The sequence below is a fragment of the Pseudomonas sessilinigenes genome (assembly GCF_003850565.1).
GTDB lineage: Bacteria > Pseudomonadota > Gammaproteobacteria > Pseudomonadales > Pseudomonadaceae > Aquipseudomonas > Aquipseudomonas sessilinigenes.
Genome location: NZ_CP027706.1, coordinates 5,076,498 through 5,101,700 on the forward strand (window position 1 = coordinate 5,076,498; position 25,203 = coordinate 5,101,700).

Genomic DNA, 25,203 nt, shown 5'->3' on the forward strand with positions numbered 1-25,203 from the left:
CGTTTTCGACGGATTCTATTGAAGGAGTCATAAAGTGAGCGTTGAAGCTGCCAAGAATGCACGAGAACTGCTGCTCAAGGAATACCGTGGCGTGCTGTCGACGCATTCCAAGTCCATGCCGGGTTTTCCCTTCGGTTCCGTAGTGCCTTACTGCCTCGATGCCGAAGGCCGTCCGCTGATTCTTATCAGCCGCATCGCCCAGCACACCCATAACCTGCAGAAGGACCCCAAGTGTTCACTGCTGGTTGGCGAGCGTGATGCCGACGACATACAGGCCGTGGGGCGCCTGACTTACCTGGCCGAAGCCGAGAAACTGACCGACGAGGCAGCGATCGAGGCGGCCGCCGAGCGCTACTACCGCTATTTTCCCGAATCGCAGAACTACCACCAGGCCCACGATTTCGATTTCTGGGTCCTCAAGCCGGTACGCCATCGCTACATCGGTGGTTTCGGCGCCATCCATTGGGTCGACCAGCTGACCCTGGCCAATCCGTTCGCCGGCAAGGCCGAGTTGAGCATGGTGGAGCACATGAACAGCGATCATGCCAATGCGATCGCCCACTACGTCGAGCTGACCGGTTTGCCTGACAAGGTACCGGCGCAGATGGCCGGGATCGATACCGAGGGCATGCACTTGCGTATTGGCCAGGCGCTGTATTGGTTGCCATTCCAAGCCCCTTGCAACACGCCGACACAAGTGCGCGAGGCCTTGGTTTTTCTGGCTCGCGCCGATCAATGGCCGAAAAATCGGACCGTGGATGCTTGAATTCACGAATTGGCGACGTCATCTACGGTCTACTGGAAGGCATTCTTCCGCAGAGGAAACCATTTGATGCGCCCTTTTCTGTTGCTCTTTCTGCTGTTCCCAGTGTTGGAGCTGTTCGTCTTCGTCAAGGTCAGCGCGGCGATCGGGTTTTTCCCGGCCCTGCTGCTGATCATTCTCGGTTCGCTGCTTGGCGTGATGGTGTTGCGTGTGGCCGGGTTGGCCACGGCCCTGCGCGCTCGTGAAAGTCTCAATCGCGGCGAGTTGCCGGCCCAGCAAATGCTCGAGGGCCTGATGCTGGCCCTGGGCGGTGGCTTGTTGATCCTGCCCGGTTTCATCAGCGATGTGTTCGGCCTGCTGATGCTGCTGCCGTTCACCCGCCGCCTGCTGGCCAACAAGATGCGTGAGCGCGCCGAGGAGCAGGCCCTGCGCCAACGTGCCTTTGCCGACGACATGCGTTCGGCCCGTGGTGGTCCTGCGCCGCAGCAACCCCTGGGGCGCGAGCCCAATGTCATCGAAGGTGAGTTCGAGCACCGCGATTGATGTTTCCAGCCTCAAGCACACGGCACCTTCGGGTGCCGTGTTCGTTGTTGCGCAGGCGATTTAAAAAATTTCACCCACCAGCCCTTGTAATAGCTTTGTGCGCCCTTATGTAACGGTCACCGCAAGGTTTCTGGTGCTGATACCAGACAGACTTCTGCGTCTCGCTCGTCGAGCCGCAACCGGCCACGCCGGATTTGTTAACCCGCCGGTATCGACACCGGCCGCTGAAAACCACAATTAGGAGAGATCGACAATGAAGCTTCGTCCTCTGCATGACCGCGTCGTCATCCGTCGCAGCGAAGAAGAATCGAAAACTGCCGGCGGTATCGTTCTGCCTGGTTCGGCCGCTGAAAAACCTAACCGTGGCGAAGTCGTCGCTGTAGGTACCGGCCGTGTGCTGGACAACGGTGAAGTACGTGCGCTGGCCGTGAAAGTGGGTGACAAAGTGGTGTTTGGCCCGTACTCCGGCAGCAACACCGTGAAAGTCGATGGCGAAGATCTGCTGGTAATGGCCGAGAACGAGATTCTCGCCGTTATCGAAGGCTGATTCCCCGCGTATTTTCCCGCTACTACACAGTATTTAAGGAATATCGATCATGGCTGCTAAAGAAGTTAAATTCGGCGACTCCGCCCGCAAGAAAATGCTCACCGGCGTCAACGTCCTGGCTGACGCGGTAAAAGCTACCCTGGGCCCGAAAGGCCGTAACGTGATCCTGGAAAAGAGCTTCGGCGCTCCGACCATCACCAAGGATGGCGTTTCCGTAGCCAAGGAAATCGAACTGGAAGACCGTTTCGAGAACATGGGCGCGCAGCTGGTCAAAGACGTTGCCTCCCGTGCCAACGATGACGCTGGCGACGGCACCACCACCGCCACCGTTCTGGCTCAGTCGATCGTCAACGAAGGCCTGAAGGCCGTTGCTGCCGGCATGAACCCGATGGACCTCAAGCGCGGCATCGACAAGGCGACCATCGCCATCGTCAAAGAGCTGAAGAACCTGTCCAAGCCATGCGCCGACACCAAGGCCATCGCCCAGGTAGGCACCATCTCCGCCAACTCCGACAACTCCATCGGCGACATCATTGCCGAAGCCATGGAGAAAGTGGGTAAAGAAGGCGTGATCACTGTCGAAGAAGGCACTGGCCTGGAAAACGAACTGTCGGTCGTTGAAGGCATGCAGTTCGACCGTGGCTACCTGTCTCCTTACTTCGTCAACAAGCCAGACACCATGGTTGCCGAGCTGGACAGCCCGCTGATCCTACTGGTTGACAAGAAGATCTCCAACATCCGCGAAATGCTGCCAGTGCTGGAAGCCGTTGCCAAAGCCGGCCGCCCACTGCTGATCGTGGCTGAGGACGTCGAAGGCGAAGCCCTGGCGACCCTGGTTGTGAACAACATGCGTGGCATCGTGAAGGTTGCAGCCGTCAAGGCTCCAGGCTTCGGCGATCGTCGCAAGGCCATGCTGCAGGACATCGCCGTCCTGACCGGCGGTACCGTGATCTCCGAAGAAATCGGTCTGAGCCTGGAAAGCACCACCCTGGAGCACCTGGGTAGCGCCAAGCGCGTGACCCTGTCCAAGGAAAACACCACCGTTGTCGACGGTGCTGGCAACCAGGCCGACATCGAAGCCCGTATCGCTCAGATCCGTGCCCAAGTGGCCGAGACTTCCTCGGACTACGACCGTGAAAAACTGCAAGAGCGCCTGGCCAAGCTGTCCGGCGGCGTTGCAGTGATCAAGGTTGGCGCTGGCTCCGAAGTTGAAATGAAAGAGAAGAAAGCCCGCGTTGAAGACGCCCTGCACGCTACCCGTGCAGCCGTTGAAGAAGGCGTGGTGCCTGGCGGTGGCGTAGCCCTGATCCGTGCTCTGCAAGCGATCGTCGACCTCAAGGGCGACAACGCTGACCAGGACGTGGGTATCGCGGTTCTGCGTCGCGCCGTTGAAGCTCCGCTGCGCCAGATCTCCGCTAACAGCGGCGACGAGCCAAGCGTTGTCGTCAACGAAGTGAAGAACGGCAAAGGTAACTTCGGTTACAACGCCGCTTCCGGCGAATACGGCGACATGATCGAAATGGGCATCCTGGACCCAACCAAGGTGACTCGTTCGGCTCTGCAAGCTGCAGCTTCCATCGGCGGTCTGATCCTGACCACCGAGGCCGCCGTTGCCGACGCGCCGAAGAAAGATGCTCCAGCTGGCGGCGGCATGCCAGACATGGGCGGCATGGGTGGCATGGGCGGCATGATGTAAGCCAGCCTTACCCCTGTACTGAAAAGCCCCGCCGGCGCAAGCCGGCGGGGCTTTTTCGTTTCCGTTGACCTGCGGCAAATCCAGGGCAAATGGCTGCCATTGTGTTGCCCTGGCCGTCGTCGGGCCGTGAGCCTTGGGTGAAAAAAACGTCAAGTCATGGCGACACTGGAAACAGCCACCCGAGCCGCCCGACAAGGGTGGCGGTGAGCCGGACTTGGCCTTAAGCTGCGCGAGCCAAGACGGCCGTAACTGTATACGGAGAGAGTGCCGATGCGAATCCTACTGGTTGAAGACAACCGCGATATTCTCGCCAACCTGGCTGACTACCTGGGGCTCAAGGGCTATACCGTCGACTGTGCCCAGGATGGCCTGTCGGGTTTGCACCTGGCCGCCACCGAGCACTATGACCTGATCGTGCTCGACATCATGTTGCCGGGGATCGATGGCTATACCCTGTGCAAGCGCCTGCGCGAAGACGCCCGGCGTGACACGCCAGTGATCATGCTCACCGCTCGCGACCAGCTCGATGATCGCCTCCAGGGCTTCAAGTCCGGGGCCGACGACTACCTGCTCAAGCCGTTCGCGTTGTCGGAGCTGGCCGCCCGGATCGAGGCCGTGATGCGTCGTAGCCAGGGCGGTGGCCGGCGTGCCTTGCAGGTTGGCGATTTGAACTACGACCTCGACACCCTCGAGGTCACCCGTGAAGGGCGCCTGCTCAAACTCAACCCGGTCGGCTTGAAGCTGCTGGCGGTGCTGATGCAGAAGAGCCCGCATGTGCTGCGTCGGGAGATCCTCGAGGAGGCCCTGTGGGGCGATGACTGCCCCGATAGCGACAGCCTGCGCAGCCATGTCCATCAACTGCGCCAAGTGATCGACAAACCATTCGCCAAGCCACTGCTGCACACCGTGCATGGTGTCGGCTACCGCCTGGCCGAGGGGCGCGATGGAGTTTAAGCAGAGCCTTGCCCAGCGCATCATCATCGCGTTTGCGCTGATGAGCGCGCTGGTGGCAGGAGCCTTTGCCATGGGCATCGTGGCGACGGTGCACCTGGTGGAAGAGAAGCTCATCTCCGCCGGCCTCGGTGGTGACCTGCAGCGCCTGTTGCTGATGGATAACGTCGCCGACTGGAACCATCGTCCCGAGCCGGACCAATTGTTCTACTACAGCGGCGGTCGCGGCGACTTCGAGCTCCCCAAGGACCTGCGTCACCTGGACCCGGGGTTCCACGAGGTGTTTCGCGAGCAACTGTCCTATCACGCCATGGTCGAGGTCGTGGATGGGCGGCGCTATGTGCTGCTGCAGGACCAGAGCGATTTCGAGGAGCGCGAGCGTATATTGTTCGCGGTGGTATTGGTGGGGTTTGTCCTCAGCCTGGCGCTGGCGGTGTTCCTGGGCTGGGTCCTGGCGCGTCGGGTAATGGCGCCGGTGGTGCGTCTTTCACGCCAGGTACGGCATCGTGATCAGTTGCTGGGGCTGGCACCGCCATTGGCACCGGACTATGCCGCGGACGAAGTGGGGGAGCTGGCCATCGCCTTCGACGCCACCTTGGGCCGCTTGCGCCAGGCGCTGAATCGCGAGCGGCTGTTCACCAGCGACGTCAGCCACGAATTGCGTACACCGTTGATGGTGTTGGCCACCTCTTGTGAGCTATTGCTGGAGAACCCTGCCCTGGATCAGCGCGAGCGAGCCCAGGTCGAACGTATTGCCCGGGCCAGTGAAGAAATGCGCGAGCTGGTACAGACCTTCCTGATGCTGGCGCGAGCCCAGCGCGAAGATGCCAGCATGTCGCCGCGGCTGACGCTGGAGCAGGCCGCCAGGGACCTGATCGGGATCTGGAGCGAGGCCATCAGGACCAAGGGCATCGAGCTGATTTTCGATCCTGGCCAGCCTGGCGATACTCGCTACAACGCTACCTTCCTGCATGCGGTGATGGGCAACCTTCTGCGCAATGCCTTGCACTACACCGAGCAGGGCTTCATTCGCCTGAGCCTCGTGCCCGACGGCTTCGTGGTGGAAGACAGCGGAGTGGGGATTCCCGAGGAAAAGCGCGAGGCGATGTTCGAGCCTTTTGTGCGTGGCGATGAGAAGCGTGGTGAAGGATTGGGCTTGGGACTTTCCCTGGTCCAGCGCATCTGTGAGAACCAGGGGTGGAGCGTCAGCCTCAGCACCATGACGCCCAATGGCTGTCGTTTTCACGTCCAGTTGCAATCGGCCAAGGCCTGATTGTCCATGTCTGGCCCTGTTATTCAGGGCCTGTCACTTGTCGATTTTTGTGCAGAAGTGGCCCCAGGCTACTGTTAGTGCGTTGTAAAACCCGGCAATATTTCTCCATTGAACGGCATGAAGTTTTCACAAAGGGACGACCTGTCGCTGACATGCAGCTGCCTAAGGTAGCGCCATCAGTGCAGGAGACCTTGATGATGGCTATACCGATCAAGCTGGATTTTTCCGAAAAATACGATGCTCAACACGCCCAGGAGTATCTGCTCAAGCACCAGGATGGCCTGGCGCGCCAACTGTCCCACAAGCGTGACGAGCAGTTGGCCCGTACCGCCCTGTCCTTGGTGGGAGATCCAGGCCTGGTTTTGGACTTGCCCTGTGGTGCCGGTCGTTTCTGGCCGTTGCTGGCCGAAAAGGCCAACCGGGTCATTGTCGGAGCCGACAATTCGGCGGCCATGTTGAACACCGCTACGGTGGCGCAACCGGCTGAAGTCGTAAGACGTGTACGAACCTTGCAAACGTCCGCGTTTGATATCGAATTACCGGACAACGCGGTGGATTGCATTTTTTCCATGCGCTTGCTGCACCACATCGGTGAAGCCGAACACCGGATGGCGTTGCTGCGCGAGTTTCAGCGGGTAACCCGTGACAGCGTGATCATCTCGCTGTGGGTCGATGGTAATTTCAAGGCCTGGAAGCGCAAGCGGATGGAGCGCAAGCGGCTATCCGAAGTTGGGCAGACGGGTTATCAGAATCGTTTTGTGTTACCGGCGGCCACGGTCGAAGAAGAATTCAGGCAGGCCGGTTTTCGTGTCCAGGAGCACCTGGACTTCTTTCCGCTCTACGCCATGTGGCGGATTTACGTATTACGCAAGAGGTAAAAAGATGACTGCTGAATGTGCTTCGGAAATGGATGCCGTGCCCACAGACCGCTTTGAGTACTTCTGGAACGAGCAAGGTGAGTGGGTCGAGGAGCCAAACAAGCGTCGTGGCGGTGAAAGTGGTGTTCAGCGCATAGTCAGCAGTAAGGGACGCCTGCTCTATGCCAAGCGTCAGGTGGGGCATATCTATCGCAGTTGGTTGCACCCTTTTGGTCGACCGACGGTGCTGCGTGAGCGAGATGCTTTGCATGGCTTGCGTCTGTTGGACGTAACCGTTCCGGAGTTGGTGTTCTGTGGGGCGCGGCGTGACTCGCAGGCACAGTGGCAGGCTCTGCTGGTGACTGCTGCGCTCGACGGTTTCGTGGAAATTGACAATTGGTATGCCGCTGGTGAGCGCGAGCGACACGGCGAGGTGCTCCATGAGCGCGTGCTCCAGGCAGTGGCCGCGACCCTGGTGCGTATGCACAAGGGCCGCTGGCAGCACGGCTGCCTGTATTCCAAGCATATTTTTGTGCGGGTCGATGGTGAGGGCGAGCAGGCTCAGATACGGATTGCCCTGCTGGATTTCGAGAAGTGTCGCCAGCGCTTGAGCGCTGGTCGGGCTGCGGCCCATGACCTTAAACAGCTACGCCGCCATTCGTCGTGGAATGACACGGACTGGGAAAAGCTCTACTACTTTTACAAAACGGCGTTTGGCAGCTCTATCAAAGGTTTATAGCGATGAAGCTAGAAATTGCACGAGGTATGTTCCTGGCAGGAGCCTTGGCAGTTGCTTCCCTGGCGCTGGTGGTCTGGGAGCAGCCTCGCACTCAGGTGCTGAGCACGGCCCAGGGTGGTGCTCATTGTCCGGTGCCGCGGGTGGCGAAGGTCGCTACGGCAGCCAAGCCCGACCATGACCTGCTGTTGTTCATGTTCGGCATGAGCCAGGGCTTGAAGCCCCAGAGTTGAAGATTCTCCTGCCAGACAAAGGCCTCGCATCGCGAGGCCTTTTTATTTCAGGTCTTCAAGCCAGGTGCAGATGGTTGTCCCAGAGCCCAGCGGGCAGGTCCAGGGGCTTGGCCGTTATCTGTGCCTGGCGGCAGTCGTAGAAGCGGCAGCGGCCCTGGCCTGAGGTCACGACGAAGCCATCGGCAACGGCACCGACCCCTGCGCAGTCAGGCAACGGGGCATCGACCCGCAGGGTTCCGGTGTCCAGGTCCCAGATGAAGAAGCGGTTGCCTCGGGGGGCAGTCAAGGCCACCAGCCGCAGTTCGCTGTGTACGGCGACGCTGGCGGTGTAGTGCCCCATGGCCTGCAACTGCTGTTCGGCCACCGGGAACGCGGCGAAGGGCTGGCCAGGACGCTTGATTGCCAGCAGTTCGGAGGGTTCGTGGGCGGCGCCCATGAACTGTTGTCCGGTGACGATGGTGCCGTCGCTGGCGATGCCCATGTGACGCACGCTGTTCATCTGCTGGGCCAGGGTTTCCTTGCTCAGCAGGGTGCCGTCACGTTGCATCAGCACCAGGCTCGGTTCCATGGCGTCGAGATTCATCTCTACCCGGCTTTCGGCTTCGGTGCGGATGCCGCCGTTGGCGACCACCAGGGTTTCCCCGTCGGGCATCCACGACACCTGGTGCGGGCCAATGCCATGGGTGGAGAGTTCGCCGCTGTGTACCAGGCGTTCGCCTTCGAAGCGGTAGACGCCCAGCAGGCCCCGGCCCGGATCACGAGTGTCGTTCTCGGTGGCATACAGCCATTCGCCATCCTTGTGGATCACCGCATGCCCGTAGAAATGCCGGTCGGGCTGCGAGGCCACGACTTGCAGCAACTTGCCGTCGCGCAGATCGATCAGGTAGCTCTCGGTACCCGGGCGCCTGGCCACGAACAGCGCGATAGGCAGTCGTGGGTGGTTGATGATGTCATGGCAACGTTGGCCGACCTGGGTGGCAAACACCTGTTTACCGTCCAGTTGATAACCGACGGCGTAATGCTTGCCGTCGCCGTCATCCCTGGCCGAAAGCAGCAAGGGTTGCTTGCCCTTTTGCTTGAACAGCGTCCAGCCGCCCAAGGTCACCGCACTGAGCAGCAGGCTGCCCAGTGCCAAAGCCTGACGTCGCAGCATCATCAGTCACCGTCGTTGGCGTTGAAGCCCAGTTGGATGCCCAGCGCCTTGGCCAACTCGCCTTCGTGCAGGCGATGAACCACGTTGAGGCTGTCATACAGGTCGTTGAGCTGTTGGCGTCCAGCGTCGTCGCCGAGCATCTCGGTCAACGAGCGCTGGGTGCTGGCGAAGAGTTTCAAGGACGCGGCATAGGCAGCGTCGATCTTGTCGGCCAGGGGTTTCTGTTCGGCCGGCAGGAGACCACGCAGGCCCTTGTTGTCGACCCCGGACCAGACGGTCTGGGCGGCGCTGAGGCTGGCTTCCAGGCCTTGCAGCGACGATTGGCTGCGCCAGGCGTCGGCCTGGAACGGCTGTGGGATGCCCTTGGTCTGGCGACCCATCGGGGTGCCGAGCTTTTTCTTCAGGGTATCCAGGGCCGTGACTTGTACGCGCAGCAGGTCGGCGATGGCCTCATGGGAGTCGGCATAGCGCTGGTTGGGGAACTTGCTCATCTGCGCCAGCATGCCGTCGTTGGTATTCCAGCTCGAGAGGATTTCCTCGGCCAGGAGTTTCTGGCGCTCGCCAATGGCGGTCAGCAATGGGCAGTAGCGGGCTTTCTGCGCGCTGTCCGCCATGTCGATCTTGCTGTCGAAGAGAATGTATTCGTAGGCCGACAGTCCCTGGACCACGACACTGGACTTGCTCAGGGCCGCAGCATCGATCTGGGGTGTGGTGCTGACCAGTTGCTCTACCTGGCGACCCACCAGGTTCTTCTTGTCCGGCCAGAACTGTACCTGCCATGAGCGGTTGCCCTCGGCCAGAGGGCCGATCAACAGCGGTTGCAGCTCGGCCCAGGCCTTTTGTGCATGAAGGAAGTCGGCACGGGCGGTCTCCAGGGTTTCCTTGCCTTCACAGAAGGCCAGGGCGCTGATGGCCAGTTGGCGATCGGCCTCGACCCAGCGGCTATAGGTCGGCAGGATCACCTGCTTGGCGATCGCTGCGGAGGTCACGGCTTGTGGGTCCTGGGGCGAGCAGGCGCCCAGGGCAAGTGCGGCAAGGCTGGTGAAGAGCAGTTTGGGGCGGAACATGTTCGGGCTCCCTTTATTGTGGAGAAAGCATATGAGTCGAGCGTTATAAGGAATTCAGGAATGCCAGCAACGCAGCGCGCTGCTCGGCATTGAAAGCAAGGACCTGCTGTTTCGCGCCTTCGGCTTCGCCGCCATGCCAGAGCACGGCCTCCATCAGGTTGCGGGCGCGGCCGTCATGCAGGAACTGGGTATGACCGCTGACGGTCTCGGTCAGGCCGATTCCCCACAGCGGCGCGGTGCGCCAGTCGCGGCCACTGGCCTTGAACTCGGTGCGCTGGTCCGCCAGGCCCTCGCCCATGTCATGCAGCAGCAGGTCGCTGTAGGGGCGGATCACCTGGTTGGCCAGCTCAGGTTCCGCAGCGTCGGCCTTGGTCGTGAAGCTTGGGGTATGGCAGGACTGGCAACCGGCCTGGAAGAACAGGTTCTTGCCGGCCAGGACCTGGGGTGAGTCGATATCGCGGCGTACGGGTACCGCCAGGTTACGGGTATAGAACAGCACCAGGCGCAGGATGTTGTCGCTGACTTCCGGCTCGCCGTCCGGGCCATTGCCGTTGGGCGCCCGCTTGCAGTCGGTTTGTGCGTCGGTGCAGTCATCGAAGGGTCTCAGGCTGGTCGTCAGGCCCATATCACCAGAAAACGCGTGAACGTTTTGTTGATTGAGGCTCGGTTGCCCGGCTTTCCAGCCAAATCGCCCGAGTACGGTCTTTTGCAGGGCATCGTCCCAGACCCAGTTGGGGCGACCGGCAATGGCGTTTTTGCTCACCGGCCTGGCATTGGCCAGGATTGCCTCTTCGGGAATGGCTTCGAGCAGCCCCAGGCCAATCATGGGGGGCGCGACCCGGGCCGAGAAGCGGGTGTCCGGGTGCATCGGTCCGTAGCCCAGGTCGGTGATCTGCAGGTTGGGTTTGCGCAGCTCCACCAGGGTGCCGTCCTGGAAGCGTACCGGCACGGGCTCGTAGCCCACGCGCACCCGGCCTTCCGGGGCGACTCCGGGGATGGCCATGTCCTGCAACTGGCCGCCATAGACCGGCTCCGGAACGATGCCGGCCTGTTCGATGAGCCTGGCATAGGCGGGCTCATCGGGGATCGACAGGCGTACCAGCATCGACACCGCATTGAGTGCATCCGGTGTTGGCGGGTGGCCTCGACCGTCCTTGATGTGGCAGTTCTGGCAGGCATTGGTATTGAACAGCGGGCCAAGACCGTCACGAGCCGTGGTGGTGGAAGGGGCGATGACCCAGGGGTTGCGGAAGAAACTGTTGCCGACGCTGAAGTCCAGGCGCCGGGTCGGCGGCAGGTTGGCCGACGGCATGGAGAAGGCATTGCGATCGCCCTGGTTGACCGTCGTCGCGCCACCGGCGCGGGCTTCTCCAGGTTCGGCCCCGGTGAAGCGCGGTGCGTCATCGCAGGCACTCAGGCACAAGGCCATGAGTAGAGCGGACCAGCGAAGCAGCAACGAGGGCATCGGATATCCTGCAAGACGAGCAAAACAAGGGCGCAAAGTCTAACAGGGCAGCTTGGATTGAATAAGAGGAATTATCGTTTGGTTTGACCCAGGACAAGCTTGCTGGAACACCGCGCAGGTTGCACCAGTGGCTGCGACGGGAACGAAAAAGGCGACCCGCGGGTCGCCTTTTTACCGGGTGCAATGCTGATCAGAATTCGTGATCGGCGTTGTCCGGGTTCAGGTCGGTGATGCCCAGCTTGCCAGCTGCCTGCTCGATCGAACCGGTCTGCTTGACCAGCGCGGCGATGGCATCGCGCACGATCTGGTTGCCCGACTCGTTGCCGGCGGCGATCAGCTGGTCGTAGTGCTCGCCCTTGTTGGCGTGGTCCACCATGACCTGGATCTTGGCTTCGGTAGTGGCCAGGTCGGCCTTGAGCGCTTCATCGGCGGCTGGGTCAGCCTTGGCCACCAGGGACGACAGGCTGGCGCCGGTCATCTTGCTGCCGTCGACACGGGTGTACTCGCCCAGGTAGACGTTACGGATGCCCTTGGCGTCGTAGAAGTGCGAGTTGTGGGTGTTGTCGCTGAAGCAGTCCTGCTCATCTTCCGGGGAGTTGGCTTCCAGGGATACCTTCATCCGCTCGCCGGCCAGTTCGCCCAGGGACAGGCTACCCATGCCGAAGAGCATCTTGCGCAGGCCGGTCTCGGCAGGTTCCGCTTCCAGGGTTGCACGGTAGTTGTCGGCCACGTCCGGTTTCCAGTTGCCGACCATTTCCTCCAGGTCGTTGACCAGCAATTGGGTCACGGCCTTGAGGTAGGCACGGCGGCGATCGTTATGACCGCCAGTGGCGCCGGCACCTTCCAGGTAGTCGGAGGCCGGACGGGCACCGGCGCCTGGGCCGGTACCGTTGAGGTCCTGGCCCCAGAGCAGGAACTCGATGGCGTGGTAGCCGGTGGCGACGTTGGCTTCGGCCCCGCCCAGCTCATTGAGGCTGGCGAGTTTTTCCGGGGTGATGTCCTTCACGTCGATCTTGTCTTCGCCGATGCGGATCTCGGTGTTGGCAATGATGTTGGCGGTGGCCCCGGGGTTGCCCAGTGCGTGTTCGTAGCTCTTGTCGACGTAGTCGATCAGGCCTTCGTCCAGGGGCCAGGCGTTAACCTGGCCTTCCCAGTCGTCGATGATGGTGTTGCCGAAGCGGAACACTTCGCTTTGCAGATAGGGTACGCGCGCCGCGACCCAGGCCGCCTTGGCCGCTGCCAGGGTCTGGTCGTCAGGCTTGGCCAGGAAGGCATCGATAGCGCCCTGCAGGGTTTTCGCAGTGGATTCGGAGTCGCTGTAGACGGCGAAGACCATGTCGGCGTAATGCGCGACCACGGCCTTGGCGGCCGCTTCGTCGAGCTTGCCGGCGGCGTCGCTGGCCGGGGTAGCGGTGCTGGTCGCCGGGGTCGGCGCTTGAGCGGTAGCCTTGTCGTCTTTGCCTTCGCCGCAACCGGCGAGGGAAATAGCGATGGCCAACAGACTGGCGGTAGCCAGAGGCATACGAATCATGGCGAACATCCTGCTTCGAGAGGGAGTGGACGGCGCGGGGTGCGCAAAAACTGCGACATAATGCGAAAGATTTGCATTATGTGTAAAGGGTGGTGCCTGTAATTATTTCTTTCCCGGCAAGGCCTTGCGCAAGGCGCAAAGCCCCGCGCCACAGTGCTTTCAGAGGATCGCTGCGTTGCTGCGCTGGGCCTGCTTGAGGTAGGCCCCGAGCTCCCGTGCCGAGAGTGGTTTGCTGTAGTGATAGCCCTGACCTTCGTGGCAGCCCTCGCTGATGATGTAGGCCTCCTGCTCGGCTGTCTCCACGCCTTCGGCGATCACCTGCATGCCCAGGCTCTTACCCAGCTGGATGATCGCGCGCACGATGGTCGCATCGTCATCGTCCTCCAGCAGGTCCTGGACGAAGCTCTTGTCGATCTTGATCTTGTCCAGGGGCAGGCTCTTGAGGTAGCTGAGGGACGAATAGCCGGTGCCGAAGTCGTCGATGGCGATCAGCGCTCCGGAGCGACGCAGGCTCAGCAGATGCTGGGCGGCGGTGCTGATGTCTTCCATCAGGCCGGTTTCGGTCACCTCCAGCTCCAGGCTACGTGGCGGCAGGCGATAGATCTGTAGCAGGTTGTTGACCACCCGTGGCAGTTCGGCGTGGTGCAACTGCACGGTGGACAGGTTGACCGCCATGCGCAGGTCACTGAAGCCCATGTCGTGCCATTCCCGCAGTTGGCGGCAGGCCTGGTCCAGTACCCATTCGCCGATAGCGATGATGGTGCCGTTCTGCTCGGCCAGCGGGATGAACAGGTCCGGTGGCACCAGGCCGTGGTCCGGATGCTGCCAGCGCAGCAGTGCCTCGACCCCCACCACTCGATGGTCGCGATAGCTGATCTGCGGCTGGTACACCAGGAAGAACTGTTCCCGGGCCAGGGCTTCGCGCAGGTCTTTCTCCAGCTCCCGGCGGCGCCGCATCTCGCTGTCGACGCTGGCGATGTAGAACTGATAGCGATTGCGCGAGCGGCTCTTGGCCAGGGTCATGGTCTGCTCGGCTTTTTGCAGGAGCTTCTCGGTGCTGTCGCCATCTTCCGGGAACAGGGTGATGCCGATGGTGGCACGCAGGCGAATCTCCTGTTGGTCCAGGGCGAACGCCGCCTCCAGGTCGTCGAGGATGCTCTGCGCCAGCTCGGCGGCTTCGTAGGGCTGTTCGATGTCGGCCTGGACCAGGGCGAACTGATCGCCACCCAGGCGGGCCAGGGCTCCGAGGCGGCCGCTATGGCCACGCAGGCGATCGGCCAGGGCCAGCAACAACTGGTCGCCGGTCTGGTAGCTGAATTGCTCGTTCACGCCCTTGAAGTCATCCAGGCCGACGCACAGTACCGCGACCCGACGTTGCAGGCGCCCGGCATCCACCAGGATCTTGTCCAGTTGCTGCTGCAGTTGCTGGCGGTTGGGCAGGCCGGTAAGGAAGTCGTACTGGGCCATGCGCAGCAGGCTGTTCTCCGCTTCATGGCGCAGGTGGGTATTGCGCTCGATGGAGGCCAGCAACTGGTTGGCGGTGTTGATCCAGATCCCCAGCTCATTGCGTTCGTGGCCCTTGAGCAGGGGCAGTTGGTGTTCGCTGGGGCGATCGGGGTTGATGGTGGTCAGGTGCTCGATGATCCGCGACAGCGGCTTGGTCAGCAGCCAGTGATAGACCAGGTACAGCACCAGGCCCATGGCCAGGGCGCGCAGGACCCCGGAGACGAAAATGATCACCGAGCTGACGATGAAGTCCTGGCCATAGGTGGCGGTGTCCAGGGTGATGCTCAGGTCGCCGTAATACTCGCTATAGGGGCCGCGTCCCACCAGTTGCGTGGTGAAGGTCCGCTCCTGGCCGAGGATCAGGTCGGTCAGCCAGCGGCTGGAGGACTTCTGCAGGTCGCGGGATTTTTCCGCGAGCATGGTTTCGTTGGGGTGGCCGATAGAGGCCATGCGCACGGCATCGTCCTGGAACAGGCCTTCGATCACTTGCATCCCCATCTCCCGATCCAGGCTGTAGACCGCCTGGGTCGATGGGTCGCGAAACATGTCGAGTATGCGCTGGGCGTCGTTGGCTACCGCCTGCCGAGTCTTATAGGCATCGAAGACGATCTGGGCGCAGCTCAGGACCACGCCTACTATGAGTGCCGACAGCAGCACAACGCGGAGCAACTTCACCGACAAGCTGTTTTTGAGTTCCAGCTTCAAAGGGCTATTCCTTGTTCCGTGCGCGTAGCGTCAAGTTGCCATGAGTATTGGCAATCCCGTGGTGGCCGTCAAAGTGACATCTAATGCCGAGGACAGGACGTCTGCGGGCGAGGCCCGGGTGATCAGATTCAGGATTGCTCTAGCTGTGGATAGTGTGTCGGTAGCGACGCCTTGCAACTTGAGGGGATGGCGTAGTTTTTTACCTGCGGTGAATCTTAGCGTCTGTATCCGACGCGACAAGATCCCAGGTTTATCGCAGGCAAAAAAAACCCGGCCAGGCCGGGTTTTTTGTACCGCGCGTAGCCTTAGGCGACGAAATTCTTGCCTTCGAACTGCTCGGCCACGAATTTCCAGTTCACCAGGTTCCAGAACGCTTCGACGTACTTAGGACGCACGTTGCGGTAGTCGATGTAGTAGGCGTGTTCCCAGACGTCGCAGGTCAGCAGTGGAGTGTCGCCGCTGGTCAGGGGGTTGCCGGCACCGATGGTGCTGGCCAGGGCCAGGGAGCCGTCGGCCTTCTTCACCAGCCAGCCCCAGCCGGAACCGAAGGTGCCAACCGAAGTCTTGGTGAATTCTTCTTTGAACTTGTCGAACGAGCCGAACGCTGCGTTGATGGCATCAGCCAGAGCGCCGGTAGGCTGGCCGCCAGCGTTTGGCGCCAGGCAGTTCCAGTAGAAAGTGTGGTTCCAGACCTGGGCTGCGTTGTTGAAGATGCCGCCCGAAGAAGTCTTGACGATCTCTTCCAGGGTCTTGCCTTCGAACTCGGTGCCTGGCACCAGGTTGTTCAGGTTCACGACATAGGTGTTGTGGTGTTTGTCGTGGTGATATTCCAGGGTTTCCTTGGAAATGTGCGGCTGCAGGGCATCGTGTGCGTAGGGCAGCGGCGGCAATTCGAAAGCCATGGTGATTCTCCTAATCAGGTCTGTTGCGGTGAGCGCAAGGCCGATCACGGGCGGCCGGACAAGCGCCGGGGAGTTTGTACTCCTTGCGGCGCAAGCTTCGGATCATAGCACCGGGGGTGCTGCTTAACCACGCAACAACTGTGTGGAATAGAGGTTCCAGAGCCTTTTGGAATAAGTCATGCAGCACTGATCAACTGGAACGCGACGCTGAACATCATCACGGCTACCAGCAGGTCCAGAACCCTCCAGGTTCCAGGGCGGGCCAGCCATGGAGCGAGCCATGCAGCCCCCAGGGCCAGGGTGAAGAACCACAGCAGCGAAGCGCTGGCCGCCCCCACCACATAGGCCCCAGGCTCTGTCTGTTGCGCCCCCAGCGAGCCGATCAGCAGTACCGTGTCCAGGTATACGTGGGGGTTGAGCAGGGTCACCGCCAGGGCACTGAGCATCACCGCTCGCAGCGAGCGCACGGTCTGTCCATCGCCTTGCTCGAGGCTTTGCTTCGAACAGGCCCGGCGCAAGGCCTGGGCGCCGTACCAGATCAGGAAGGCCGCGCCGCCCCAGCGCGCCACTGCCAGCAGCGTCGGGCTCTGGGTGAGCACGGTGGCCAGGCCGAAGACCCCGGCAGCCACCAGCAACGCATCGCAGGTGACACACAGCGCGGCCACCGGCAGGTGGTGTTCGCGGCGCAGGCTCTGGGCCAGGACGAAAGCGTTCTGGGTGCCGATGGCCATGATCAGGCCTGCGGCCACCAGCAGGCCGTTTACATAGCTTTGCCACATGATCAGTGCTCCTCGCCGGCTGCCAGTCGTTGCAATACCTGCATGGCTTTCTGGGCATCGGCCAGGCCAACGAACAGGTGATCGTGGTAGTAGCCGGCAATCACGTTGCAACTGATCCCGGCCTGGCCCAAGGCACCGGCAAAGGCGGCGGTCAGGCCCACGGCTTGCAACGCCGAGTGCACCTGGAGGGTGATCCAGGCCGCCACGTAGTCGAAGCCCAGGCCGAGGCGTTCAGCCTGCTGGCGCTGGAGGATCACCGTCAGGCCCTCGCGTTCGTGAAAGCTGCCCAGCACCTCGCAATCCTGCAACAGGCTGCGATCGGTGATGGAGCAGAACACGTACTCACCGTCGTTGAGCTGCGGGCTCATGCTGCGCAGCAGGGTTGTGAGGGAAGTTTCACCGGTCATGAAGAAAGTCCTTGAGCGAAGAGGCGATACACACGCTTTGTGCTGGCTATTTTCCGGTGCCTGGCTGTATAAGAAAAACCAATAGTGCTGATCTCTCATTAGGAAAACTGATGTTCGACTACAAACTGCTTGCCGCACTTGCCGCGGTGATCGAACAGGCAGGATTCGAACGGGCAGCCCAGATACTGGGCTTGTCGCAGTCGGCTATTTCCCAGCGCATCAAACTGCTGGAAGCCCGGGTCGGCCAACCGGTCCTGGTGCGAGCAGCGCCTCCGACCCCGACCGAGATCGGCCGGCGCCTGCTCAACCATGTCCAGCAGGTGCGCCTGTTGGAACGCGATCTGCAGAGCCTGGTGCCGTCCCTGGACGAAGAGGGGCTACCCGAGCGCCTGCGCATCGCACTGAACGCCGACAGCCTGGCCACCTGGTGGGCAGAGGCGGTGGGGGATTTCTGCGCCGAGCATCACCTGCTCCTGGACCTGGTGGTGGAAGACCAGACGGTGGGCCTCAAGCGCATGCGGGCCGGGGAGGTGGCGGCCTGTGTCTGTGCCAGCGAGCGGCCGGTAGCCGGGGCCCGTAGCCTGTTGTTGGGGGGGATGCGCTATCGGGCCTTGGCCAGTCCGGCGTTCATTGCCCGGCATTTTCCCCAGGGTGTACGTGCCGAGCAGTTGGCCCGGACCCCGGCGCTGGTGTTCGGTCCTGATGATTTCCTGCAGCATCGCTACCTGGCGTCCTTGGGGGTCGATGGTGTTTTCGAGCATCATCTGTGCCCTTCTTCCGAAGGGTTCATTCGCCTCACGGAAGCTGGGCTCGGCTGGGGGCTGGTGCCCGAGTTGCAGGTTCGCGAGCAGATGCAGCGTGGCATCCTGCTGGAATTGCTACCGGACAAGCCCATCGATGTGCCGTTGTACTGGCATCATTGGCGTAATGGCGGGCAACTGCTGGCACAGCTCACCGAACACCTGGCACGTTTATCTGCACAATGGCTGGTGCCCTGGGAGCAGCCGTAAGCGTCAAGCGACAAGCTGCAAGCAGACAGTTTGCGCACTGATTTTTAACTTGCAGCTCGTAACTCGTCACTGCTTTCTTAGGAATATTTCATGAAGATTCTGGTCACCGGCGCAAGCGGCTTCATCGGCGGGCGCTTTGCTCGTTTCGCCCTTGAGCAGGGCCTGGAGGTGCGGGTCAATGGCCGGCGCGCCGAAGCCATGGAGCACCTGGTACGCCGTGGTGCCGAATTCGTCCAGGGAGACCTTGGGGACGCCGATCTGGTGCGCGAGCTGTGCCGTGACATCGACACCGTGGTGCATTGCGCGGGTGCCGTAGGCCTGTGGGGACGCTACCAGGACTTTCACCAGGGCAATGTGCTGGTCACCGAGAACGTGGTCGAAGCCTGCCTCAAGCAGCGAGTCCGGCGCCTGGTGCACTTGTCCTCGCCCTCGATCTACTTCGATGGCCGCGATCACCTGGGCTTGACCGAAGAACAGGTGCCCAAGCGCTTCAAGCACCCTTATGCCGCCACCAAGTACCTGGCCGAGCAGAAGGTTTTCGGGGCCCAGGAGTTCGGCCTTGAAGTCCTGGCCTTGCGCCCGCGCTTCGTCACTGGCGCCGGCGACATGAGCATTTTCCCCAGGCTCCTGAAGATGCAGCGCAAGGGGCGCCTGGCCATCGTTGGCAATGGCTTGAACAAGGTCGACTTCACCAGCGTGCACAACCTCAATGACGCCCTGTTCAGTTGCCTGCATGCCAGCGGCTCGGCCCTGGGCAAGGTCTACAACATCAGCAACGGGGCCCCGGTGCCATTGTGGGATGTCGTCAACTATGTGATGCGCCAGATGCAGGTGCCGCAGGTCACCCGTTATCGTTCCTATGGCCTGGCGTATAGCATGGCGGCGCTCAATGAGGGTTTTTGCCGGATCTGGCCGGGGCGTCCGGAACCGACCCTGTCGCGCCTGGGCATGCAGGTCATGAACAAGGACTTCACCCTGGACATCAGCCGGGCCCGGCATTACCTGGACTATGAACCCAAGGTCAGTCTCTGGGCTGCCCTGGACGAGTTCTGCAGTTGGTGGAAGGCCCAGGACATAAGCTGAAATCGAACACGGAACCGGGTTCGCCCGCTCCTGTCCATTGGCCGGATGATCTGGCGGTTTATACTCGCCGCATCCTGCCCATACCGCGGTTCAGAAAGGTTGCCCCATGCGTAACGATGCACACGATGACTTCGACGATATTCCAAGCCTGCGCGCCGAGCCTCTTGATGACGATGTCCTCCCCACGCCCAGTGCTGTTCGCGAGCGCACCGCTGCACCTTTGCGCAACGCGCCAGCGGCCAAGAAGCCCAAGGGGACCGGCACTGGCCCATTGTGGGCGTTGGTGGGGGCGTTGTTCTTCGCGTTCATCGGCCTTGCCTGGTGGAGCTTCCAGCAGATCTCGCTGATGGAGCAGCAGTTGGTGGCGACCCAGGAGAGCTTCGCCAGGATCAGCGAGGAGGCAGCCGGACGCCTGCAGGACATCTCCGGCAAGGTAGTGGCCAGCCAGACCAATGTCATCACCGACAACGAGGCCTTGAAGCTGCAGATCAAGCAGCTGGAAAGCCGCTTGCAGGACCAGGGGCTGCAGCAACAGGGCGTAGCCGGCCAGGCCACTGACCTGGACAAGCGCCTGGAACAGATGAGCACCCAGGGTACCGAGCAGCAGGCAGCCAACGTGCAATTGCAGGCCCAGGTAAAAGCCCTGGGAGCCGAGTTGGCGAGCCTGAAAGGGGTCCAGGCCGATGGCGACAAGGTCGACGCCCAGCTCAAGAGCCTGGGCACCGAGCTGGCCGCGCTGAAGAAGCAAGGCAACCCTGGGGCGGCCATCGAGCGCCTGGAGCAGGACATGATCGTGCTCAAGAGCCAGCAGGACAATCGTCCCGCGGCCGCACAGAACGGTGCCAGCACCGCCGAGTTCGACGCATTCCGTGGCCAGGTCACTCGCAACATCAATACCCTGCAAAGCCAGATCCAGAACCTGCAGCAGCAGATCAACACCCGTCCCTGACCGATCAGGCCCTGCTACACCAAGTGGCGGGGCCTGAGGCCGGTTTGCTGAATGTTCATCCATAGCCTGTAGCCGTCTACGCTTGTCGAACGCCAATCGGAACGAGGAGTGGGCGATGAAGGGGTTGCGCAAGGGTATTTGGCTGCTCTGGCCACTGTTGTTGTGCATGAGTGCGCTCCAGGCCGCGCCGGAGAACGATGACGGGGTGGCAGCCCGGGCGTTGCTGGAGAAGGCCCTGCGTTACTACCGGGAGCAGGGCGACAAGGCATTCGCTGCGTTCAGTCGCCAGGGCGAGTTCGTCGATCGGGATCGCTATGTCTTCGTGGTGGACACCCGCGGCGTGATGCTGGCCAGCGGTGGACCGTCGTCGGCGTTGATCGGCCGCGATGTGTCCCAGGTGCTGGGGCAAGATCTGCGCAAGGCTTTCAAGGATGCACTGCAGACCCCGGAGCAAAACGGCATTCAGCAAGCCGAGTACCGCTGGCAGAACTGGGCGGATGGCAAGGTCGAACGCAAGCACGTGTACTTCCAGCGCGTTGGCGATCGTATTCTCGCAGTGGGTTACTACCTGCCCCGGGCGTCGGCCGAGCAGGCCAGGGCACTGCTGGAGCGGGCGGCGACGGCCTTGGGCACTGACCAGCCGGGCACGCTCAAGGCCATCAATGACCTGCAGGGCGGTTTCATCGAAGATGACTTGTATGTGTTCGTGGTCAGCCTCGACAGTCGGCGCTACCTGGCCCATGGCACCAACCTGCGCTTGCTCGATACCGACTTCGCCAAGGTCAAGGACCCCCAGGGCAAACCGGTGGGCGAGCCGATGCTGGCGCTGATGGCGCGCCAGGACCAGGGCGAGTACCTCTATCGCTGGAAGAACCCGGTGACCGGCAAGGTCGAGGACAAGCACGCTTATCTGCGCAAGGTGGGCAACCTGCTGGTGGCGGTGGGGTACTACAGTCCTTGAGTGGTGGGGCGCCTGTTCAACGGGCCTTGTCTTCGCGTCCGCGCAGCAGGCGGTTGGGCATGGCGAGCGCTGCGGCCAGCCCCAGCAGGGATACTCCGGCACTGACCAGCAGCAGGTGCCGGAAAGTCAGCAGCAACTCCGCTCGCAGTGCGTCTCGTGCTGGGCCGGGGGCGGCGTTCAGGCCTTCGAGCAAGGCATTGCCGGAGTGCCCTTCGCTCATCAGCCCACTGCCCAACTGCGCCAGGCTCGAGTCCTGCAGCAAGGCCAGTAGCAATGCCGACATCAGCGCCACACCCACCGCGCCACCCAAGGCCCGGAACAGGTTGGTGGTACTGGTGGCGACCCCAATGTCACGTTGTTCCACCGCGTTCTGGGTGCCTACCAGTGACGTGGGGAACTGCATGCCGCTGGCGATTCCGCAGAGCAGCATGAACAGGGCACTGAGCAATTCTGCCTGGGGGGCAATCAACGCCATGCCGAGAATCGACACCGGCATCAGCAGGGCCCCGGTGAGAATCATCGGTTTGTAGCGGCCAGTCACCGAAGTCAGGCGTCCGGCGCAGTAGGCGCCCATGGGCAATCCCATGGCCAGGGGTAGCAGGTGCAGGGCGGCGCTGTCGGCCCCGGCCCCGGTGATGCTCTGGAAGCGCAGGGGCATCAGGACGATCAGTGAAATAGCCTGGAAGCTGGTGAAGAAGATCGTGCACCAGCACAACAGGGCATTGCGGTTGGCGAACAGGTGCATCGGCAACAGCGGCTCACGGGCCCGACGCTCATGCCAGACGAAAACCGCCAGGACAAGGGTGGCGATACCCAGTAGATCGAGCACTTGGGCGCTGCGCCAGGAGTATCCCTGGCCGATCTGCGTGATACCCAGCAGCAAGGCACTGAGCCCGATGATCAACAGCAGCGTGCCGAGGTAGTCGATGATCGGCTTGCGCTGGGGAACCGGCAGTCCTACCAGGGTACGGTAGGCGACCCACCAGGCTCCCAGGCCCAGGGGCAGATTGATCAGGAACACCCAGCGCCAGGACAGGAACTCGGTCATGTAGCCGCCCAGCACGGGGCCGGCGACGCTGGCTACCGCGTACATGCTGCTGAAGTAGCCCTGGTAGCGACCGCGTTCCCGGGGCGGGACGATGTCGCCAATGATGGCCTGGCTCACCGAAATCATGCCGCCAGCACCGATGCCTTGGAAAATCCGTGCCAGCACCAGTTGCTCCATGTTCTGGGCCAGGCCACAAAACAGCGAGGCCAGGGTGAACAGTCCCATGCCGAACAGCATCAGTCGGCGTCGACCGTAGAGGTCACCGAGCTTGCCGTAGATGGGCACGGCGACGGTCATCGCCACCATGTAGCCGGAAATGACCCAGGCCAGCAGGCCGACATCCTTGAATTGAGCCGAAATGGCCGGCATGGAGACAGCGACGATGGTTTGGTCCAGGGCGCCGAGAAAGATCGCCAGCATCAACGCGACCAGCACGCTGCGTATCGCCGGAGTGGAGGAGGCAGGTTGTTGGAGATGGGACACGAAAGAACCTGTGGGGCAGTGATCGATCCGGCATGGCCGGGAGACATGGGGCCCAGTGTACTAAATAGGTGCCTACTAGATAGCCGTGCAAGGAAGTTCCTGACAGTTATTTCATGAACGTACCCAGGCACCGCCGCGAGCGGATTGCGGCTGCCTCAAGAGGGGGATGGTTGTTCTTTTGAATGGTGAATGCGACGCATTCTGTATAGTGTTCGGGCTTTGCGGTTGTGCCCGAGGGGAGCGGCAGGTGTATTAATTTATGTTACCTGAGCTTGCTTTTTCCCCTGGCGAATCCGTCAATTGATCAATACCTATCGATGGGTATCCACGCTCCCTGTTCCTGGGAGTGCTGATTGTCCTTCTCACCGAGGCCCGGACTGTAGTGAACAAGCCAGCCCTTGCGTCCATTCCCGTGTTCAAACTCTATGGCGAAGACCTGGAGTGGCCCACTCCCGATCTGTTGCACTGCGAGAGCATCAGCCAGCGAGGTCGAGAGTTCCAATGGGAGATCAAGCCTCATCGGCATGCCGACCTGTGCCAGTTGTTGTTCCTGTGCCGGGGGCAGGCAGAGTTGCAGGTCGAGGAGCGGCGGATCCTGTTGGAGACGCCGACGATCCAGGTCCTGCCACCGTTGTCGGTCCACGGCTTTCGTTTTTCCGAAGATGTCGAAGGCCATGTGGTGACCCTGGCGGCGCCGCTGGTGAGTCATCTGCAGGCGCGCCTGGGGCAGGTACAGGATGTCCTGGCAACGGACGCCAGCTATCCGGTGGGAGTCGATGCCCAATACCTGGAAAGCTTGTTCCATAGCCTGCAGGACGAGTACCAGGGGCAGCAGCCCGCCCGGGAAATGCTCATGCACGCCCTCGTGGACATGATCGTGGTATGGATCGGGCGCCAGGCGCTGCTGCGTAGCAATGCCGGTCAGCGCCCACAGCGGTCACGGGAGTACTTCAACGGCTTCATGCAACTGGTGGAAGCCCACTATCGCGAGCATGTGAAGGTAGAGGACCTGGCACACAGGCTGGGTATCTCCGTGTCGCACCTCAATGGCACCTGTCGCGAGCTGGCAGGGCAGCCGGCATTGCAGATCATGCACGAGCGCCAATTGCTCGAAGCCAAGCGCCTGCTGACCTACACCAGGATGACCATCTACGAGATTTCCGCCGAGTTGGGGTTTTCCGACCCAACCAATTTCACCCGGCTGTTCCGGCGCCGGGTAGGCATCTCGCCCAAGGTCTTCCGCGATCAGCTCAAGGCCGAGCAGGCCGGCGACCGCGGCTCCCTGTCGCTTACCTGAGGGCGTTCAGGGTCGCGTTGTGGGGGATGCAGCGTTCCAGGTTGCAACTGGCATAGGCACGGGGCTGCATGCGGGCCTGTTCGACGCGATAGGCAGCGGTGCCGTATAGCGCCAGGGTCACGGTGCAGGTCATGAAGATGGCCAGGTACCTTCTTGTCTTGACGTTCATGGCGATGACCTCTGAACCGGTGCTTGGGTATTTTCCAAAGCACTGTTATCAGAATAGGTCAGCGACCGGGGGGCTGCTCCGTATGTTTGGCTGGGTATTCAGCAAATGGATCGGGATGCGCAATCAGCCACTTGGTGCGTCCTACAGGCCTTCGTCCCAGAGTGGTTCCTGGGGAAACCTCAGGACCAGGAAATCCAGCATGCTGCGCAAGGTGGCCGGCATGTGCTTGCGCGAGGCATAGACCGCATACATGTTCATCCTGCGGGGCTCGGCATTGGCCAGCAGGCGCACCAGCTCCCCGCGCTTGATGTATTCGCCTGCCTGGTAGCTGGGCAGCATGGCGATCCCGGCGCCGGCCATGGTCGTGCGCAGCAGGGTGCTGGCTTCGTTGGCGCTGATGTTGCCTTGCACCGGTACTGACACCGACTCGCCGTCCTGCTCGAAGTGCCACAGGCTCTTGCCGAAGTAGGAATGGGTCAGGCAGTTGTGCTGGCTCAGTTCCTCGACCTTTTGCGGGGCCGGATGTTGTTGCAGGTAAGCGGGCGATGCGCAGATCACCGAGCGGCAGACGGTCAGGCGCCGGGCAATCAGGTTCGGGTCCAGGTCGTTGCTCGTGCGGATCGCCAGGTCGATCCGCTCATCTACCAGGTTCACCGTGCGATCGAGCATCTGCAGGTCGATGCTCACCGCAGGATAACGCCTGACGTATTCAGCCATGGCGTCAGCCAGTTGCGCTTGGCCGAAAGACGTACTGACGCTGATGCGCAACAGCCCGCGTGGGACATCGTCGGGTTCACCGACCGCTGCCTGCATGTCGTTGGACAGCTCCAGCATCTGTCGGCAACGGGGCAGGATCTCCCCGCCGGCGGCAGTCAGGCTGAGCTTGCGTGTGGTGCGATGCATGAGACGGGCGCCGACCCAGTCCTCCAGTTCTGCCAGGTAACGCGAAACCACGGGGCGCGACAGGTCCAGGTGATCGGCGGCGGCCGATTGGCTGCCCAGGTCGACGACCGTGACGAAGACTCGCATTGCTTGGAGACGATCCATGATTTGCCCGCTTTCAGAAACAAACTATGTCCAAGCATCGCA

Annotated in this window: 25 protein-coding genes; 14 read left to right on the top strand and 11 right to left on the bottom strand. The window is 61.7% G+C overall.

The window, feature by feature from the left end:
* The first annotated feature begins 34 nt into the window (after nucleotides 1-34).
* The 9 genes from C4K39_RS23690 (at nucleotide 35) to C4K39_RS23735 (ending at nucleotide 7,599) form a co-directional block, all read left to right on the top strand.
* Nucleotides 35-766 carry a HugZ family pyridoxamine 5'-phosphate oxidase gene (locus tag C4K39_RS23690; RefSeq protein ID WP_124347538.1) on the top strand — a complete coding sequence of 244 codons (732 nt, stop codon included), beginning with the start codon at nucleotides 35-37 and terminating at the stop codon, nucleotides 764-766.
* Nucleotides 767-832: 66 nt separating this feature from the next.
* Nucleotides 833-1,306 carry an FxsA family protein gene (locus C4K39_RS23695; RefSeq protein WP_068585061.1) on the top strand — a complete coding sequence of 158 codons (474 nt, stop codon included), beginning with the start codon at nucleotides 833-835 and terminating at the stop codon, nucleotides 1,304-1,306.
* Nucleotides 1,307-1,559: 253 nt separating this feature from the next.
* Nucleotides 1,560-1,853, top strand: a complete 294-nt coding sequence (locus tag C4K39_RS23705; protein WP_029614823.1) for a co-chaperone GroES — start codon at nucleotides 1,560-1,562, stop codon at nucleotides 1,851-1,853.
* Nucleotides 1,854-1,902: 49 nt separating this feature from the next.
* Nucleotides 1,903-3,549: a chaperonin GroEL gene (gene groL, locus C4K39_RS23710; RefSeq protein WP_068585064.1), complete on the top strand. Its 1,647-nt coding sequence runs from the start codon at nucleotides 1,903-1,905 to the stop codon at nucleotides 3,547-3,549.
* Nucleotides 3,550-3,819: 270 nt separating this feature from the next.
* A complete protein-coding gene (gene colR / locus C4K39_RS23715; RefSeq protein WP_068585067.1) occupies nucleotides 3,820-4,503 on the top strand; it encodes a two-component system response regulator ColR in 684 nt (227 codons plus the stop codon).
* Nucleotides 4,493-5,773 (top strand): sensor histidine kinase, encoded by a 1,281-nt coding sequence (locus C4K39_RS23720; RefSeq protein ID WP_068585070.1) that lies wholly within the window; start codon nucleotides 4,493-4,495, stop codon nucleotides 5,771-5,773. Before colR ends, C4K39_RS23720 begins: the two co-directional genes overlap by 11 nt.
* A gap of 197 nt (nucleotides 5,774-5,970) precedes the next feature.
* Entirely contained in the window at nucleotides 5,971-6,651 is a 681-nt protein-coding gene (locus C4K39_RS23725) for a class I SAM-dependent methyltransferase (RefSeq protein WP_068585388.1), read from the top strand.
* 4 nt (nucleotides 6,652-6,655) lie between these two features.
* Complete coding sequence (locus tag C4K39_RS23730) at nucleotides 6,656-7,369, top strand: lipopolysaccharide kinase InaA family protein (protein WP_068585074.1); 714 nt, start codon at nucleotides 6,656-6,658, stop codon at nucleotides 7,367-7,369.
* 2 nt (nucleotides 7,370-7,371) lie between these two features.
* Nucleotides 7,372-7,599 carry a hypothetical protein gene (locus C4K39_RS23735; RefSeq protein ID WP_068585076.1) on the top strand — a complete coding sequence of 76 codons (228 nt, stop codon included), beginning with the start codon at nucleotides 7,372-7,374 and terminating at the stop codon, nucleotides 7,597-7,599.
* Between the two features lie 55 nt (nucleotides 7,600-7,654).
* Here the strand turns inward: C4K39_RS23735 and C4K39_RS23740 are convergent, their stop codons facing one another.
* The 8 genes from C4K39_RS23740 to C4K39_RS23775 form a co-directional block, all read right to left on the bottom strand.
* The gene (locus tag C4K39_RS23740) at nucleotides 7,655-8,752 is read right to left on the bottom strand and encodes a DUF1513 domain-containing protein (RefSeq protein ID WP_068585392.1); all 1,098 of its coding nucleotides are present in this window, start codon (nucleotides 8,750-8,752) and stop codon (nucleotides 7,655-7,657) included.
* Between the two features lie 2 nt (nucleotides 8,753-8,754).
* Nucleotides 8,755-9,819, bottom strand: coding sequence for an imelysin family protein (locus C4K39_RS23745; protein WP_068585079.1), 1,065 nt, complete (start codon nucleotides 9,817-9,819; stop codon nucleotides 8,755-8,757).
* Between the two features lie 43 nt (nucleotides 9,820-9,862).
* Nucleotides 9,863-11,284 carry a di-heme oxidoreductase family protein gene (locus C4K39_RS23750; RefSeq protein WP_068585082.1) on the bottom strand — a complete coding sequence of 474 codons (1,422 nt, stop codon included), beginning with the start codon at nucleotides 11,282-11,284 and terminating at the stop codon, nucleotides 9,863-9,865.
* 190 nt (nucleotides 11,285-11,474) lie between these two features.
* The gene (locus C4K39_RS23755) at nucleotides 11,475-12,815 is read right to left on the bottom strand and encodes an imelysin family protein (protein ID WP_124347540.1); all 1,341 of its coding nucleotides are present in this window, start codon (nucleotides 12,813-12,815) and stop codon (nucleotides 11,475-11,477) included.
* A 159-nt stretch (nucleotides 12,816-12,974) separates the two neighbouring features.
* Nucleotides 12,975-15,026, bottom strand: a complete 2,052-nt coding sequence (locus C4K39_RS23760; protein ID WP_124347541.1) for a putative bifunctional diguanylate cyclase/phosphodiesterase — start codon at nucleotides 15,024-15,026, stop codon at nucleotides 12,975-12,977.
* A gap of 305 nt (nucleotides 15,027-15,331) precedes the next feature.
* Nucleotides 15,332-15,928, bottom strand: a complete 597-nt coding sequence (locus C4K39_RS23765; RefSeq protein ID WP_016966196.1) for a superoxide dismutase — start codon at nucleotides 15,926-15,928, stop codon at nucleotides 15,332-15,334.
* Nucleotides 15,929-16,104: 176 nt separating this feature from the next.
* A complete protein-coding gene (locus C4K39_RS23770; RefSeq protein WP_068585090.1) occupies nucleotides 16,105-16,707 on the bottom strand; it encodes a LysE/ArgO family amino acid transporter in 603 nt (200 codons plus the stop codon).
* Between the two features lie 2 nt (nucleotides 16,708-16,709).
* A complete protein-coding gene (locus C4K39_RS23775; protein WP_068585095.1) occupies nucleotides 16,710-17,114 on the bottom strand; it encodes an ACT domain-containing protein in 405 nt (134 codons plus the stop codon).
* A 110-nt stretch (nucleotides 17,115-17,224) separates the two neighbouring features.
* On the opposite strand from C4K39_RS23775, the gene C4K39_RS23780 reads away from it, so the two are divergent.
* The 4 genes from C4K39_RS23780 (at nucleotide 17,225) to C4K39_RS23795 (ending at nucleotide 21,117) form a co-directional block, all read left to right on the top strand.
* Entirely contained in the window at nucleotides 17,225-18,124 is a 900-nt protein-coding gene (locus tag C4K39_RS23780) for a LysR family transcriptional regulator ArgP (protein WP_124347542.1), read from the top strand.
* A 90-nt stretch (nucleotides 18,125-18,214) separates the two neighbouring features.
* Nucleotides 18,215-19,207, top strand: coding sequence for an NAD-dependent epimerase/dehydratase family protein (locus tag C4K39_RS23785; protein WP_124347543.1), 993 nt, complete (start codon nucleotides 18,215-18,217; stop codon nucleotides 19,205-19,207).
* 106 nt (nucleotides 19,208-19,313) lie between these two features.
* Nucleotides 19,314-20,156: an ATPase gene (locus C4K39_RS23790; RefSeq protein WP_124347544.1), complete on the top strand. Its 843-nt coding sequence runs from the start codon at nucleotides 19,314-19,316 to the stop codon at nucleotides 20,154-20,156.
* Between the two features lie 115 nt (nucleotides 20,157-20,271).
* Entirely contained in the window at nucleotides 20,272-21,117 is an 846-nt protein-coding gene (locus C4K39_RS23795; protein ID WP_068585106.1) for a cache domain-containing protein, read from the top strand.
* A 16-nt stretch (nucleotides 21,118-21,133) separates the two neighbouring features.
* Here C4K39_RS23795 and C4K39_RS23800 read toward each other — a convergent pair whose 3' ends face one another.
* Entirely contained in the window at nucleotides 21,134-22,648 is a 1,515-nt protein-coding gene (locus tag C4K39_RS23800) for an MDR family MFS transporter (protein ID WP_124347545.1), read from the bottom strand.
* 382 nt (nucleotides 22,649-23,030) lie between these two features.
* On the opposite strand from C4K39_RS23800, the gene C4K39_RS23805 reads away from it, so the two are divergent.
* Nucleotides 23,031-23,945, top strand: a complete 915-nt coding sequence (locus C4K39_RS23805; protein ID WP_068585112.1) for a helix-turn-helix domain-containing protein — start codon at nucleotides 23,031-23,033, stop codon at nucleotides 23,943-23,945.
* Here C4K39_RS23805 and C4K39_RS31565 read toward each other — a convergent pair.
* Both C4K39_RS31565 and C4K39_RS23810 read right to left on the bottom strand, forming a co-directional pair.
* Nucleotides 23,938-24,114: a hypothetical protein gene (locus tag C4K39_RS31565; protein ID WP_164487314.1), complete on the bottom strand. Its 177-nt coding sequence runs from the start codon at nucleotides 24,112-24,114 to the stop codon at nucleotides 23,938-23,940. The two genes, C4K39_RS23805 and C4K39_RS31565, sit on opposite strands and share 8 nt — an antisense overlap.
* A 141-nt stretch (nucleotides 24,115-24,255) precedes the next feature.
* Nucleotides 24,256-25,161 (bottom strand): LysR family transcriptional regulator, encoded by a 906-nt coding sequence (locus C4K39_RS23810; protein ID WP_068585115.1) that lies wholly within the window; start codon nucleotides 25,159-25,161, stop codon nucleotides 24,256-24,258.
* Between the last annotated feature and the right edge of the window lie 42 nt (nucleotides 25,162-25,203).